The organism is Brevundimonas sp. P7753 (genome assembly GCF_013386595.1).
GTDB classification, from domain to species: domain Bacteria; phylum Pseudomonadota; class Alphaproteobacteria; order Caulobacterales; family Caulobacteraceae; genus Brevundimonas; species Brevundimonas bullata.
This window is the reverse complement of sequence record NZ_JACARP010000002.1, coordinates 34,560-49,041: the sequence shown is the minus strand read 5'-3', so window position 1 is coordinate 49,041 and position 14,482 is coordinate 34,560. Positions and strand designations below refer to the sequence as shown.

The 14,482-nt window shown below is 68.5% G+C and carries 16 protein-coding genes; 11 read left to right on the top strand and 5 right to left on the bottom strand.

What is annotated here, in order from left to right:
* The coding region (locus HX774_RS00510; RefSeq protein WP_178823290.1) for an FAD-binding protein at positions 1 to 1,151 on the top strand (1,151 nt) is incomplete at its 5' end.
* Positions 1,152 to 1,216: 65 nt separating this feature from the next.
* The gene (gene nadC / locus HX774_RS00505) at positions 1,217 to 2,074 is read left to right on the top strand and encodes a carboxylating nicotinate-nucleotide diphosphorylase (protein ID WP_178823288.1); all 858 of its coding nucleotides are present in this window, start codon (positions 1,217 to 1,219) and stop codon (positions 2,072 to 2,074) included.
* Here the strand turns inward: nadC and HX774_RS00500 are convergent.
* Positions 2,028 to 3,176: an acyltransferase gene (locus tag HX774_RS00500; RefSeq protein WP_178823286.1), complete on the bottom strand. Its 1,149-nt coding sequence runs from the start codon at positions 3,174 to 3,176 to the stop codon at positions 2,028 to 2,030. The genes nadC and HX774_RS00500 overlap by 47 nt on opposite strands.
* Before the next feature lie 108 nt (positions 3,177 to 3,284).
* Here HX774_RS00500 and HX774_RS00495 point away from each other — a divergent pair, with 108 nt between their 5' ends.
* Positions 3,285 to 3,494 carry a hypothetical protein gene (locus HX774_RS00495; RefSeq protein ID WP_178823284.1) on the top strand — a complete coding sequence of 70 codons (210 nt, stop codon included), beginning with the start codon at positions 3,285 to 3,287 and terminating at the stop codon, positions 3,492 to 3,494.
* A gap of 21 nt (positions 3,495 to 3,515) precedes the next feature.
* Here the strand turns inward: HX774_RS00495 and HX774_RS00490 are convergent, their stop codons facing one another.
* Positions 3,516 to 4,475, bottom strand: coding sequence for a cell wall hydrolase (locus HX774_RS00490; protein ID WP_255499810.1), 960 nt, complete (start codon positions 4,473 to 4,475; stop codon positions 3,516 to 3,518).
* A gap of 428 nt (positions 4,476 to 4,903) precedes the next feature.
* Here HX774_RS00490 and HX774_RS00485 point away from each other — a divergent pair, with 428 nt between their 5' ends.
* The 6 genes from HX774_RS00485 to HX774_RS00460 all read left to right on the top strand — a co-directional run bounded on the left by HX774_RS00485 (position 4,904) and on the right by HX774_RS00460 (position 9,889).
* Entirely contained in the window at positions 4,904 to 5,101 is a 198-nt protein-coding gene (locus HX774_RS00485) for a hypothetical protein (protein ID WP_178823282.1), read from the top strand.
* A 235-nt stretch (positions 5,102 to 5,336) separates the two neighbouring features.
* Complete coding sequence (locus HX774_RS00480; RefSeq protein ID WP_114815809.1) at positions 5,337 to 5,699, top strand: DUF6481 family protein; 363 nt, start codon at positions 5,337 to 5,339, stop codon at positions 5,697 to 5,699.
* A 296-nt stretch (positions 5,700 to 5,995) separates the two neighbouring features.
* Entirely contained in the window at positions 5,996 to 6,475 is a 480-nt protein-coding gene (locus HX774_RS00475; RefSeq protein ID WP_178823281.1) for a Dps family protein, read from the top strand.
* A 179-nt stretch (positions 6,476 to 6,654) separates the two neighbouring features.
* The gene (locus tag HX774_RS00470; RefSeq protein ID WP_178823279.1) at positions 6,655 to 7,836 is read left to right on the top strand and encodes a cell wall hydrolase; all 1,182 of its coding nucleotides are present in this window, start codon (positions 6,655 to 6,657) and stop codon (positions 7,834 to 7,836) included.
* A gap of 75 nt (positions 7,837 to 7,911) precedes the next feature.
* Positions 7,912 to 9,429: a sensor histidine kinase gene (locus HX774_RS00465; protein ID WP_218650187.1), complete on the top strand. Its 1,518-nt coding sequence runs from the start codon at positions 7,912 to 7,914 to the stop codon at positions 9,427 to 9,429.
* Positions 9,430 to 9,481: 52 nt separating this feature from the next.
* Positions 9,482 to 9,889, top strand: a complete 408-nt coding sequence (locus tag HX774_RS00460; protein WP_178823277.1) for a response regulator — start codon at positions 9,482 to 9,484, stop codon at positions 9,887 to 9,889.
* A gap of 37 nt (positions 9,890 to 9,926) precedes the next feature.
* On the opposite strand, the gene trxB is transcribed toward HX774_RS00460, so the two are convergent.
* Positions 9,927 to 10,934, bottom strand: a complete 1,008-nt coding sequence (gene trxB / locus HX774_RS00455; protein WP_178823275.1) for a thioredoxin-disulfide reductase — start codon at positions 10,932 to 10,934, stop codon at positions 9,927 to 9,929.
* 70 nt (positions 10,935 to 11,004) lie between these two features.
* Here trxB and HX774_RS00450 point away from each other — a divergent pair, with 70 nt between their 5' ends.
* Both HX774_RS00450 and HX774_RS00445 read left to right on the top strand, forming a co-directional pair.
* On the top strand, positions 11,005 to 11,301 hold the full coding sequence (locus HX774_RS00450; protein ID WP_178823201.1) for a hypothetical protein: 297 nt from the start codon (positions 11,005 to 11,007) through the stop codon (positions 11,299 to 11,301).
* Between the two features lie 49 nt (positions 11,302 to 11,350).
* The gene (locus HX774_RS00445; RefSeq protein ID WP_178823273.1) at positions 11,351 to 12,856 is read left to right on the top strand and encodes a TIGR00341 family protein; all 1,506 of its coding nucleotides are present in this window, start codon (positions 11,351 to 11,353) and stop codon (positions 12,854 to 12,856) included.
* Between the two features lie 3 nt (positions 12,857 to 12,859).
* Here the strand turns inward: HX774_RS00445 and HX774_RS00440 are convergent, their stop codons facing one another.
* Positions 12,860 to 13,840, bottom strand: a complete 981-nt coding sequence (locus tag HX774_RS00440; RefSeq protein ID WP_178823271.1) for a mitochondrial fission ELM1 family protein — start codon at positions 13,838 to 13,840, stop codon at positions 12,860 to 12,862.
* 157 nt (positions 13,841 to 13,997) lie between these two features.
* Entirely contained in the window at positions 13,998 to 14,471 is a 474-nt protein-coding gene (gene greA, locus HX774_RS00435) for a transcription elongation factor GreA (protein ID WP_114815802.1), read from the bottom strand.
* Between the last annotated feature and the right edge of the window lie 11 nt (positions 14,472 to 14,482).

Genomic DNA, 14,482 nt, shown 5'->3' with positions numbered 1-14,482 from the left:
GGGCCATTCTGTCGGCGGTGGTGGCCGCCGCGAGGGCCTCCAAACATATCGAGATCTGGGAAGACGGACGGCTGCGCGGCCTGATCCAGGACGCGGACGGTCGGGTGCGCGGGGCCTTGATCGAACGCTCCGCCGGGCGGGTGGACGAGGTCTTTGCCCCCGCCGTGGTCCTGGCCACCGGGGGCGTCGGCGGCCTGTATGAGGTGACGACCAACCCCTCGGCCCTGCGCGGCGAGGGACTGGCCCTGGCCTATATGGCGGGGGCTGAAATCCTCGACCCGGAGTTCGTGCAGTTCCATCCCACCGCCATCGATGTAGGTCTCGACCCGGCGCCGCTGGCGACCGAGGCCCTGCGCGGGGAGGGGGCGCGGCTGGTCGACGGGAGCGGCGCCTATCTGCTGGGCGACCACCCCGACGCCGATCTGGCCCCGCGCGACATCGTGGCGCGGGCGGTGCACGCCGCAAGGGCCGATGGGCGCGGGGCGTTTCTGGACGCGACCCAGGCGGTCGGCGAGGCTTTCCCGCACGAGTTTCCGGCGGTGTTCGCCGCCTGTATGCGCGCCGGGCTGGACCCGCGCGTCAGCCCCATTCCGGTGGCGGCGGCGGCCCACTATCACATGGGTGGCATCGTCGCCGACGACGAGGGACGGACCACGGTTCCGGGCCTCTACGCCATCGGGGAATGCGCGGCGACGGGGGTGCACGGCGCCAACCGTCTGGCCTCCAACTCCCTGCTGGAAGCGGGCGCCTTTGGGCGGCGCGCCGGGCGGGCGGCGGCGCAGGAGGTGCAGCCGCCGAAGGCGACGCTGAAGCCGACGCGGGCCTCACAAGACTTGCCGCCGGACGCCATGGCCGAACTGCGCGCCGCCATGACCCGACTCGCGGGCGTGGTGCGCGACGAAGAAGGGCTGAGCGCCCTGATGGCGGTGATCGACCGGCTGGCGAAGGCGCATCCCGAGGCTGTGGTCCTGACCGCCGCCCGGCTGATCGCCGAGGGCGCGCTGAACCGGCGCGAGAGCCGGGGCGGGCATTTCCGCGCCGACCATCCCGACAGCCTGCCGACGGCCCTGCACACCCGCATGACCCATTCTTCCGTCATTCCGGACGCGCCGCAGGCGCGAGCCGGAACCCAGGCGGTTGAGATAGTCTGACCGTCTGGGTCCCGGGTCCGCTGCGCGTCCCGGGATGACGGCGAATAATGAGAGACGTTGAGATCATGACCCGAACCCTGCCGGACCTGCTGATCGAACCCGTCGTGCGGATGGCCCTGGCCGAGGATCTGGGCCGCGTCGGCGACGTGACCGCTCAGGCCTGCATCCCCGAGGGCGCGCGCTTCAGCGCCGTCTTCGCCGCGCGTCAGGCGGGCGTGATGGCGTGCGGCGCCGTGGTGCGGATCGCGGTCCATGCGATGGACCCGTCCGCGACGGTGACGATCAAGGTCGCGGACGGCGAGGCCTTTGAGGCCGGGACCGTCCTGGTCGCGGTCGAGGCCAACGCCCGCGCCCTCCTGGCGGCGGAGCGGACGGCGCTGAACCTGCTGGGCCGGATGTGCGGCATCGCGACCCTGACGCGGACCTATGTCCAGGCCGTGGCGGGGACCAGCGCCCGTATCGCCGACACCCGCAAGACCACGCCGGGCCTGCGCGCGCTGGAGAAGCACGCGGTGGCTTGCGGCGGCGGGCTGAACCATCGCTTCGGTCTGGATGACGCCATCCTGATCAAGGACAATCACGTCGCCGTCTGCGGCGGGGCGGGCGAGGCGGTGCGCCGCGCCAAGGCCTTCGCCCCGCACCTGATGAAGGTCGAGGTCGAGGTCGACGGTCTGGATCAGCTGGACGAGGTCCTGGCCGAGCGCCCGGACGTCATCATGCTGGACAACTTCAGCCTGGCCGATCTGGAGGAGGCCGTGCGTCGGGTGAAGGCCAGCGCCTTCGGTCCGGTGACGCTGGAGGCCTCAGGCGGGGTCAACCTGACGACGGTGGCGGGCATCGCCGCGACCGGGGTGGACGTGATCTCGGTCGGCGCCCTTACGCATTCTGTTCCGCAGCTGGACGTGGGTCTGGACGCGAAATAGCCGGGCGGGCGAACCACTTGCGGCCGATCCATTGCTGGATCGGCTCGTCGATGACGCGGTTGTAGAGGTCCGAGGCGATCACGGTGAAGACCAGGGCGCCGAACCACATGGCCCAGGCCTCCCAGGCCACGCTCTCGATCGCGGGGTGCAGGCGGGCGGCCAGGGGCTCGACCACGTCGAACCAGACGCCCCCAGTGATGGTGTGGACCATGAACAGGCAGAAGCTGACCTTGGCGCCCCATTCGGCGCCGGGGATGGGCTTGGTCACTGGCGAGGCGCCGCAGCCGATGATGATGGCGCAGATGGCCAGGACGTTGACCAGGTCGGGTCCGACCATCCAGGCGTTGACCAGCAGGACCGCGCCGCCGCCAAAGCCCACGATGCGCGCCGCGCCGCCGGTCCAGCGCCCAGTCTGAACCGCCCGGGCCAGAGCCAGGCCGGCCAGGAACAGAGGGGCGGCGCGGAACATGCACCACTGATAGGGTAGGCTGAACTGCTGCTGACCCAGCAGGGCTAGGCTGAGGGCGTTGGAGCCGATGATGATGGCGACGGCCAGCCCCAGGCTGATCCAGACGCTGTTGATCCTCAGCATGGCGCGCCACAGCATGGGGAAGAAGGCGTAGCAGATCAGCAGGGTCGAGATGGTCCAGCTGGGAATGTTCCAGTGACCGCCGCCGAGGCCGAAGGCGTGCAGCAGCAGGATCTGGGCGGGCAGGCCGGCCAGGTCGAAGCGGCCCTCGTTGGTCGCCTGAATTCCCACCGCCCCTGCGACCAGCACCATGACGACCAGCATGGCCAGGGTGATGATGTGGGTGGGGTAGCAGCGCGCCAGCCGTTTCAGCCAGAACCGCGCCAGGGACACCTTGCCGCTGGCGACGCCCGCCCCATAGGCCTTGGCCAGGACGAAGCCTGACAGGATCAGGAAGAAGTCGGTGGCCAGATAGCCGCGCCCCAGAAAGCCGTGCATCGATTGCAGCGGGATCGGCGCCGTGTCCCCGAAATGGAACACCACCACGAACAGGGCGGCGACGAAGCGCAGGGCGTCCAGCGCGCCGCCGCGGGTCTTGGAGGCAAGGGGGGAGGCGGCGGAGGTCAGGGTCATGCGGCGGCTTCCGGGACGTCTGGGGCGTTCGGTCCGGCTCGCAGCAAGAAGCGGGCCGGGAACACCCTTGCGCCGAGGCTCGTTTCATTTGGGTGAAAGGAGCCCGCCATGACCAAGTCCCCGTCCGTGCCCAAGGAACAGCGCAGCTTCGCCGATCACGGCGCGCGCTCGGTTCAGGATATGGCGGATCGCCGCGATCTCGCCACCGGCGTCCAGTCGGGTCAGCCGGGCGACGCGGACGTCAACACGGGTCAACAGGGCCGCTACGGCAACCTGAAGCAGAACCTGACGCCGCAGTGGAAGACGCAGGGCCGCTAAGCGCGGTCCGTCGCCGGGCGATCAGCCGGCGACGGCGGTTTCCGACGCGATCTGGTTGTAGGGCACGGGGCCGGTGGAGGTCTCGGTCTTGAGGCTGGCCTGGATCATGCGCGGCGTTTCGGCGCCGGTCGAGGGACGCGGCGTATAGCGGAAGGCGTCGCTGGAACCCGACCGTCCGCCGAAGCGGTAGAACAGGTGGTTGCCGACCTGGTTCACCTTGACCAGGCTGTGACGCCAGCGGGGCGACACGCCGGTGGTGTGGAAATGGGTGGCGTTGCCGACGGGCGCATAGACTTGACCCGACAGGGCCTTGGAGGCCACGTCGTGGGCGCGGTTCCAGGCGGCGCGGTTGACCGCCCCGCGCATGGCGCCGTTGCAGGTGAAGCTGAACTGGCAGCCGGTGCTGCGGTTCGAGCCTTGGTAGACCACGGCGCAGACCGTGTTGGGGAAGGAGGGATGGCGGGCGCGGTTCAGCACCACCTGGGCCACGGCCTTCATGCCGTCCGAGCCTTCGCCGCGCGCTTCGTAATAGGCGGCCTTGGTCAGGCAATCGAGGTCGCGCGATTGGTCCAGGGCGCTGCCCATGCGGAAAGGCTTGGCGGCGGGGTTGGTCAGGTCGGCGCGACGCAGGCCGTTCTGGGACTCTTCCAGGCGGGCGGTCAGCAGCTCCGCCTGGCGGTCGCGCTGGGCGGCGCCGGCGACTGAATAGGGATCGTGACGATCGGCGATGGCCAGGGCGCTGGCGTCCAGGCCGCCGGCCGCGGCGGCCATGGCTTCCTGGGTATAGCCCTCGGAGCCGGCGCCGTGGAGGCGTTCAGCTTGGGCGCGAACGGTTGAAGCCTGGGCGGCGACGCCGCCCAGATAGGCTCCACCGACGGCAAGACTGACAACGCCGCCGAACGCCGCAGCCGCCGTCTTGGGGCGCAGGCGAACAGATTGGGCGGCGTGCATCAGCGCACGCGTCTGCGAGGAGAAACTCAAAGGCGTAGTCCTGTTCAGCAGGGCGAGGATGCCGCCCCTGTACTCAACGAACCCAGGCGACATGACGCGTCGCGAACTGGCTCCGGACCAGAGATCGACGAACGGCCGACCTCCGGAAGGCGGGCCTTAAGCCATCTGTTTATGACCTCAATGTGTTTGATTCGCTAGTTATCGCTGCGATGCAGCAATCCGTCGCGCCTCTACAGCAGGCGGTTCGGCGATCTATGAGGAGCTTGTGTCATTGCTTCAGCACATCTCACCGAATCTGTATTCGGATACGCGTCGATGATTTCGAACCGCGGCCGTTTGCGGCCTAAACGCTATTCGAAGGGTCGGCTTTACTTGGTCCGATGAGTCTCGCCTGAGAAGGGAACTCTTTGGTCGTGAGGGCGTTGCAAGCTCAACCATTTCAAGGAGTTCTCCGCCTGATGACCCGTTCTTCGATCCGCGTCGCCGCCCTTCTCGCCCTGGGGGTGTCGGCCCTGGCGCTTTCCGCCTGCGGACATACGGTCGAGCAGAAGGCGGCTACCGGCGCCATCGCCGGCGCCGTGGTGGCCGGGCCGGTCGGAGCAGCGGTCGGCGGCGCGGCCGGCGCCGCCGTCGGCCACATCGACAAGCCGAACTGATCGACGGCCTGCGGCGTCGCTTGCCGGCGGCGCCGCAAGCGCCCATTTGGCGCTCTGGATGCGATCTTGGCCCTAATTTGCGTGTTTGAGGGCCTGAAACGGCTGCAGAGCTTGATTTCTGCGCTGGATTCCGCTTTGGCAGCGCGCCGGGCCGTTCGCGCATCTGCACGCCCGCCGGGCCGCCATGGATCGGCGTCGCCCCTCATCAGAGTTTCAAGGAAGACCGCCTCTACGCATGCGAGACCTCAAACAAACCGGCTTCAACGACCGCATCACCGCCCAGCAAGAGGCCAAGAAGGCGCTGCTGGCCAAGTTCAAGCCCAAGCCGACGGTCCAGGATCCTGAGTTCGAGAAGCTGGCCCTCAAGCGCGCCGCCGAGAAGGAAGCCCTGCGCCAGCAGTTCGAGCTGGAGAAGGCTGAACAGCGCCGCGAGAAGGCCGAGAAGGAAGCCGCCCGTCTGGCTGCTGAAATGGAAGCCCAGGAAGAAGTCGACGCCGCCAAGCGCGCCGCCCGCAAGGAGCGCAAGCAGCTGACCAAGGAAGAGCAGAAGGCCGCACGCGACGCCCGCTACGCCGCCCGCAAGGCGCGTCAGCGCTAAGACCTCCAAAATCCTTCTCCCTTGCGGGAGAAGGAGGACGGCGAAGGCGAACGGATGAGGGGGTGCGCGATGTTGAAACCGCAGCCCACGTCCGCCGTGGCGAAACCCCTCATTCGGCCCTGACCGACCGCCTTCTCCCGCAAGGGGAGAAGGCATCCTGTTGCAACGCTCCGGCATCCTCAGCGTTAGGCACAGCGAAGATTCATCTGCCCAGGTCGTCGCCGCCCCTTGGCTGCGGCGCGAAAAGACCTAACTGCAGAGCTGGATATTTCGTTCGTCACGCATCAGGAGCAGACATGACCGCCTCCATCGACACCGGCCTGAAACCCAAGGAACGCGGCGACGTCGCGCAGGAGCTGTCCAAGGTCCTGGCTGACAGCTTCGCCGTCTATCAGAAGACGCACGGCTATCACTGGAACGTCCGGGGGCCGGAGTTCTTCAGCCTGCACAAGCTGCTGGAGCAGCAGTATACCGAGATCTGGACCTCGCTGGACGACATCGCCGAGCGCATCCGCGCCCTGGGCGAGTTGGCCCCGCAGAGCGCCTCGGCCTTCGCCAACCTGACCTCGATCAAGGACGGCGATCCTGAAAAAGACGCCGGCGCCATGCTCAAGGAGCTGATCAAGGACCACGGCGTGCTGATCGCCACGGCCCGCGCGGCCCTGGACGCCGCCGACAAGGTGGGCGACGAGGCCAGCGTCGATCTGATGACCCAGCGTCTGGCGGCGCACGAAAAGGCCGCGTGGATGCTGCGTTCCAGCCTCGGCGAGCGTTAGAGCCTGGTCTGCTGAGGAGGGATCGCCTGGCGGTTCCTTTGACGCCGTGAATCAGGCTCCCGGCCTGCCCCTCACGGAACGGTAATCTTCGGGCCTGAAAAGCGCCGGATTGGGCGGTCACAGGATCACCCTCCGGCGCTCGCCAGCGCCGCACATGAGACGCTGGATTGGGACGCTGGATGCTGAAAGGCCGACTGCCGCAGCTGAAGACGACCGGACGTCAGGCCCTGGCCGCGGCGCCCATGGTCGCTGCTGTCAGTCTGGCGGTCATGGGCCTGGCCATGTCGGCCAGCTCCAGCGTGCGCCCTGATCTGGATCGCACCGCCGAGGCCGTGGCCCGCGCCACGGGCGGCGACCTGACCCCGAACGGCCTGAAACTGATCATGGCGCGGCTGGACCCCGGTCAGCTTGCGATCGCCCGGCGCTTTGATCCGGGGTTGAACCAGCCCGAGCTCTATGGCCTCACGCCGGGTTGGGAGAGCCTGAGCCTGGGCGGCAAGCCGTCGCTGGACGCCGGCGTCTCGGGCGTCGCGGCCCAGCAGCTGAATGCGGCCATGCCCGCCGCCTTCGGCGCCCTGCAACCCGCCAAGCCCTTCGACCTTCGCCCCGCCACCGAGGCCGACCGCAGGCGCGCCCTGCGCTGCCTGACCCAGGCCGTCTATTACGAGGCGGCGCTGGAGCCGAGCGAGGGTCAGGAGGGCGTGGCTCAGGTCGTGCTGAACCGGGTGCGCGATCCCAACTATCCCAACACGGTCTGCGGCGTCGTCTATCAGGGCGCCGAGCGGACCACCGGCTGCCAGTTCAGCTTCACCTGCGACGGCGCGCTGAGCCGCGCCCCCATCCCCTGGGCATGGTCCCGCGCCGCCCGCGTGGCCGAGCGCGCCCTGGCCGGCCATGTGGCGACGCGCGTGGGCACCGCGACCCACTATCACGCCGACTACGTCCACCCCTGGTGGTCGCCGACCCTGGCCAAGATCACCCAGGTCGGGGCGCACATCTTCTATCGCTGGAAGGGCGCGCCGGGCGAAAGCAAAGCCTTCGTCCAGAGGTCGGCGGGCCGCGAGCCGGTCATCGACGAGGCTCGCTTCGCCCGACCCCGCATCCTGCTGGCCGCCGACAGCGTCGAGGAGGCCCTGGCCGGCGCCACGCCGAACCAGCTGCGCACCGTCGAGATCGACGGCCAGACCCGCGTCGTCGGCATCGCCAGCCTGGGCGGCCGTCGTCAGGCCAGTAAGGAAGAGATCGCCGCCATCAACGAGCGGCTGAAAGCCTATGAGGCGGCGCCCGCCGTCGCGGTCGCGCCGCCGCCCCCCGGCGTCACCGCCATGGCGGTGGAGGAAGTCGGCAAGCCGGCGGCCTGAGGCGTGGGTTACTGCAACGACTTATCGCTTCACGCATTTCTGTTGGCCCGCTGAAAGGTTATCCGGATTGAACGCTTGATTGACGCCAGCTCGTCTACATGGACCGAAGCGGACCGCCTGAAGGCGTTGCGGGCGACGGGCATTCTCGACACGGATCGCGAGCCGGCCTTTGACGACATCGTCGAGCTGGCCGCCAGCCTGTGCGAAACCCCGGTGGCCGTCGTCAATCTTATCGACGCTGAGCGGCAGTGGTTCAAGGCCGAGGTCGGGCTGGGCGTGCGCGAGACGCCGCTGGAAACCTCCTTCTGTCGCCACGCCCTACTGGAAGCCGACCGTCTGGTGGTGCCCGACGCGCGCAAGGATGCGCGGTTCGCCTGCAATCCCCTGGTCACGGCCGAGGGGGGCTTTCGCTTCTATGCAGGGGTGCTGTTGAAGAGCGAGGACGGCGCGCCCCTGGGCACGCTGTGCGTTCTGGATGTGGTCCCGCGTCCCGAGGGCCTGACGCCCGTACAGTTGCGGGCCCTGGAGGTGATGGCCAGTCAGGTCATGACCCTGCTGGATCTGCGGCGCGGTCTGGCGCGCGAGCGGGCGGGCAATGCGCGGTTCGACGCCCTGGCGGATTCTATGCCGCAGATGGTCTGGTCCACGCGCGCCGACGGCTTCCACGACTACTTCAACGCGCGCTGGCACGAGTTCACCGGGACGAGACCGGGATCGACCGACGGCGCAGGTTGGAGCGACCTGTTTCATCCTGAGGATCGGGAACGCGCCTGGGAGGTCTGGCGCGAGTCCCTCGCCACCGGCGAGCCTTATGAGATCGAATACAGGCTGCGTCGCCACGACGGCCTCTATCGCTGGACCCTGGGACGGGCGACGGCGGTGCGGGACGACGAGGGCGAGATCGTGCGCTGGTTCGGCACCTGCACCGACATCGACGACCTGAAGCAGATCGAGCGCGGCAAGGAACTGGTCAGCCAGGAGCTGAGCCACCGGATCAAGAACATCTTCGCCGTGGTGTCCGCCCTGGTCGCCCTGTCGGCGCGGCAGCATCCGGAAGCCAAGGCGTTTTCGCAGTCGTTGCGGACGCGCATCAACGCCCTGGCCCGGGCGCATGAGTTCGTGCGCCCGCACACGGAAATCTCGGCGCCGAGCGTCGGCACCATGACCTTGCATGCCTTTCTCGAGGCGATGTTCCGGCCCTACACCGGGGTTCAGGGCGCGCCCCGCGTGCTGCTGAGCGGCGACGATGCCGTGTTCGACGACCAGGCGGCGACCTCGGTGGCCCTTTTGTTCCATGAGATGGCGACCAACGCCGCCAAGTACGGCGCCCTGTCCGACCCTGACGGCTGGGTGACGCTGGAGACGCGCAAGGCGGATGATCGATTCATCCTGGTCTGGCGCGAGCATGGCGGCCCGCCGGTGACGGGCGCGCCGACGCGCGCCGGCTTTGGCACGACCCTGTCGACGCTGTCGGTCGAAGGCCAGTTGGGCGGCCGGTTGGAACGTCTGTGGCTGGCAGAGGGTTTGGTGGTGAAGGCTGACCTGCCCGCGACGGCCTTGTCGCGTCGCAGGGCGGCGTTGAAAACGGCATGAGGTCTGCGCTCCCCTGCAGTCCGAGCCGAACTGGAGTAGTCAGGAAGGTAGTATGTCCGCGCGTATTCTGATCATCGAGGACGAGGCGCTTGTGGCGATGGAGCTGAAGTTCGCCCTGCTGGACCTGGGGTACCAGGTCGTGGGGCTGGCTGCGGATGCGCCTACGGCGCTCGATCTTGTGCGTGAATCCGAGGTGGATCTGGCGCTGGTGGACATCCATCTGTCGGACGGACCGACGGGGATTGAGCTGGGTCGCGAACTGGGACAGGAGCGGGGCATCACCGTGCTGTTCATGACCGCCAATCCCGGCATGGTGCGCCACGGCGTGGCCGGCGCGGTCGGCGTTCTGCCCAAGCCGACGGACGACTATGCGATTCAAAGCGCGGTCGAATACGCCCTGCAGCGTCGCAAAGGCGAGCCCACGCTTTACGCGCCGCCCGAGTTGCAGGTTTTCAACTAGAGGCTTGCGGCGAGGGCCGTAGCCCTCGCCTTTAGACCTACCAGGCGCCGATCTTCTCGGCTTCGGCGTGGCTGATGGGGTTGTGGGCGGCCTTGTGGTCTTCCTCGGCTAGGAAACGCGAGGCTTCCAGCGCGGCCATGCAGCCCATGCCGGCGGCGGTGACGGCCTGGCGATAGACGTCGTCGGTCACGTCGCCCGCCGCATAGACCCCCTCGATGGCGGTCGAGGCCGTGCCCGGCTTGACCCGCAGATAGCCGCCGGAGTTGATCTCCAGCTGGCCGGCGAACAGCTCCGAAGACGGGGCGTGGCCGATGGCGATGAAGACGCCGTCAGCGGGGATTTCCGACAGATCGCCGGTCTTGACGTTCTTCAGGCGCACGCCGGTGACGTTGCGCGCCACGCCGTCGACGACGCCGAGGATTTCATCGACGGCCACGTCCCAGATCACCTCGATCTTGGGGTGGGCGAACAGGCGGTCCTGCAAAATCTTCTCGGCGCGGAACTCGGCCTTGCGGTGGATGACCGTGACCTTCTCGGCGAAGTTGGTCAGGAACAGGGCCTCTTCGACCGCGGTGTTGCCGCCGCCGACCACCACGACCTGCTTGCCGCGATAGAAGAAGCCGTCGCAGGTGGCGCAGGCCGAGACGCCGAAGCCCTGATACTTCTGCTCGCTTTCCAGACCCAGCCACTTGGCCTGGGCGCCGGTCGAGATGATGACGGTTTCTGCCAGAAGCTCCGTGCCGCTGTCGAGCGTCAGGCGGAAGGGGCGCTGCGACAGGTCGGCCTTGACCACGATGTCGTGGATGACCTCGGTGCCGACGTGCTCGGCCTGGGCCTGCATCTGCTCCATCAGCCAGGGACCCTGGATGGTCTCGGCGAAGCCGGGATAGTTCTCGACATCCGTGGTGATGGTCAGCTGGCCGCCGGGCTGCAGACCGGCGATGACCACCGGGTTCAGCGAGGCGCGGGCGGCATAGATGGCGGCGGTCCAGCCGGCGGGACCGGAACCGATGACGGCGAGGCGGACAGTACGGGGCGTGCTCATGACGCCTATTTAAGGCCTGATTCCCCGGAGCGCGATGCTAGCGTGTCATTTCAAGCGAGGGGATTTGATCATGAGCAACAAGAGCGCGGCCTTTCTGCCGATCGGGATCGGCGTCGGACTGGCGATCGGGGTCGTTTTCGGCAAGGCCGTCGACAACCTGGCGCTGGGCCTGTCGCTGGGCGTGGCCGTCGGGGCGGGGCTGGGCGTGGCCCTGATGGGGGTCGGCCATCGGAAGGCGCAGAACGACAAGAAGACGGCTGACGGTTCCCCAATCGTGTCGGACGGCGGCGCTTCGACATCGAGCAGCAGCCACTGCGCGCCGGGCGCCGATTGCGGCGGGTCCGACGGGGGCGGCGGCGGCGATTGACGGACTTCGTCGCGGCGGCCCATTCTGTTTCAAGGAACAGGGTGTCGCCATGACTGCAGCCGCCGATCCGGTCCGTGAAACGCGCAGCTATCTGCGCCGTTTGCTGGCCGCGGCCCGGCGGGGGGTCGACCGGGAGGCGGTCGAGGCCTCGGTCTACGACAACGGGGGCTTGAGCGGTCGTTATCTGATGATGACGGTGATCTCGGCGGCCATCGCGGCCCTGGGGCTGATGCTGTCGTCGCCGGCCGTGGTCATCGGGGCCATGCTGGTGTCGCCGATGATGGGGCCGATCGTGGCTCTGGGCTTTTCGCTGGCCCTGCTGGACTGGCGTCGGCTGAAGCAGTCGCTGACCTGTCTGGCGGTCGGCATGGCGGTGGCCCTGACGGTGGCCATCCTGCTGACCCTGCTGTCGCCGCTGAAGGAGCCGACCAGCGAGATTCTGGCGCGGACCCGGCCCAACTTCTTCGACCTGCTGATCGCCGTCTTCTCAGGCGTAGCCGGGGCCTATGCCGTGATCCGCCAGCGCGGCGAGACCATTATCGGGGTGGCCATCGCCACGGCCCTGATGCCGCCGGTGGCCACGGTGGGGTTCGGCATCGGCACGGGGGACCTGTCGATCTCGGTGGGGGCCTTCTACCTGTTCATGACCAACCTGGTGGCCATCGCCCTGTCGGCGACGCTGACGGCGGGCTTCTATGGCTTCCGCCCCCGGTTGAGGGAGCGGCCCTCGCCGTGGCGGGGTCTCGCCGTGCTGGCGGTCTTTGTCCTGCTGTCGATCCCGCTGGTGATCTCGTTGCGCGCGATTGGGCTGGAGAGCCAGGCCACGGCTGAGACCCGGACGGCGGTCGCCGACATCTTCGCCGGGGCGGATTCGCGCGTCACCCTTCTGGACGCGCGCAGCGAGGGCAAGGGCGTCACCGTCTCGACCCTGGTCAGCACGCGCAAGCTGGTCCCGGATGCTCAAAAGCAGCTTCAGGACCGGCTGTCGGCGGCCCTGCATACGCCGGTGACGGCGACCCTGGATCAGATCGTCGTAGCCGATCCCCAGGCGGCCTCGCGCGCGGTCCAGGCCAGCACAGGCTCGAGCCCCGATCCGACCGCGACCCTGCGCACCCGCCTGTCCGACGCCGTCCCCTTCGCCACCGACGCGGTCATGGTCGATGCCGAGGGGCGTCGCGCCATCGTCCTCCTGCGGCCCGACGCCGGGCTCGATCTGGCCAGCGCCTATGCCCTGGAGGCGGGGCTGCGGGGACGCTTTCAAGGCGTGGACGTCTGGGTCACGCCGCCGGTGCAGGCGCTGTCCGTGGTCGATCTGGGCGACGCGGGCGCAAGAGCGCGGGCTGTCTGGGCCCTGGCGCGCTGGCGGGCCAGTCCGGCGGTGCGCGACTGCCGCCCTGCGCCGGGCGCCGCCGTGGCCGAAGGGCAGGAGCCGCCGCCAAACGCGGGCGAGACCTTCCGCGCCCAGTTGGTTGCGGCGGGCGTGTCGATCCGCGATGAGCCGGGACCGGAATGTCTGCGCGGCGACGAGAACCTGGTGCGCCTGTCGCTGGGGTGAGGATCAGCCGCGCGCGGCCATGGCCTCCAGCACGGCGCGCGCCGCGCGCTCGGTCTCGTTGAGTGGGGCATAGGCCCAGCCTTCCAGCGTCCCGTCAAAGGGCCGCGCTGCGCCATGGGCGGCCAGATCGGCGTGCAGGCGGGCGAACTTGCCCGCAGGCTTCAGCGGGATCATGGGCAGCACATGGACCGGCTTGCCGGTCGAGGCGGCTTCGGTCGCCATATTGGCGCTGTCCTCGGTGACGAGGATGTGGTCGGCGGCGTCCAGCATGGCGAACAGGGGGTTGGCGCCGCTCCCGTCCCAGATCCACCCCGGCAGGGCCGACAGCCGCTCGGTCATCACCGCCTGGGCGGCGTCCGGCGTGCGGCGTGAAAAGGTCAGCAGCAGCGATCCCTTAGCCGCCTGAACCGCCGCCTTGATCTTCTCGGCCAGATCGGCGGCGTGGGCGGGCGTCAGGTCGAAGGCCTTGGACCTGCCGCCGATCATGACGGCGACGCGGGGACGGGGCAGGGGGGCGATGCGGTCGGCAAAGGCCAGCGCGGCCTCGGCCAGCTTCGAGGGCGTGATGCGGTGCGGAGAGCCGATGATCTCGACGACATTGTCGCCCGCCAGGCCGTCATGGGCCGGGGCGACGATCAGGTCGTAGGCGCTGTTCTTCCAGCGCGGGTCTTGGGTCTGGACGGTAAAGGTCTTGCCGCCGCTCCAGTCGCGCACCCTGGCCGACAGGGGCAGGCTGGCGCGCCCGGTGGCGATCCACAGGTCAGGCCATTCGGCGACAGCGCGGGGATCGAAGGAGCCCGGCGCTAGCATGGCCGGTGTCTTCAGACCCGACGGCCAGCGGTCGAACATCGGCCGCCAGCGGACGGCCTTGATGGCGATGTCGGCGGGGGTCAGCCGGGCCACGGCCTCGGCCAGGCCCAGGGCCTGGTTCTGGATGCCGGCGCGGCCGTCGGAGACGACCCAGATGGACAGAGGCGAGATCATTGATCTCCCTCCCCTTCATGGGGAGGGTGGTCGCGCAGCGACCGGGTGGGGAGGGCCGGGCGATATAGGTGTGGCGGCTGATTTGCCGCGCCGCCCCCACCCGGCCTCGCCTTCGGCTCAGCCACCCTCCCCATGAAGGGGAGGGAGAAGGTCGATGTTACTTCCACTCGACCTTGAGGATCTCATAGGCCTTCACGCCGCCGGGCGTGTTGACCTCGACCACGTCGCCGATTTCCTTGGAAATCAGGGCGCGGGCGATCGGCGAGGCGATGGAGATCTTGCCCAGCTTCACGTCGGCTTCGTGTTCGCCGACGATCTGATAGACGCCCTCTTCCTCGGTGTCCTCGTCCACGAAGGTGACGGTGGCGCCGAACTTGACCTGGTCGCCCGACAGCTTGGACACGTCGATCACCTGGGCGCGCGACAGCTTGTCCTCGATGTCGGCGATCGAGCCTTCGATCCAGCCCTGACGTTCTTTGGCGGCGTGATACTCGGCGTTTTCAGACAGGTCGCCGTGCTCGCGCGCCTCAGAGATGGCGGCGATGACGCTGGGTCGTTCGACCTGCTTCAATTGCTTCAGTTGCTCGTCGAGGACACGGTAGCCCTCGGCCGTCATCGGCACTTTTTCCATTGTGTCGTGAG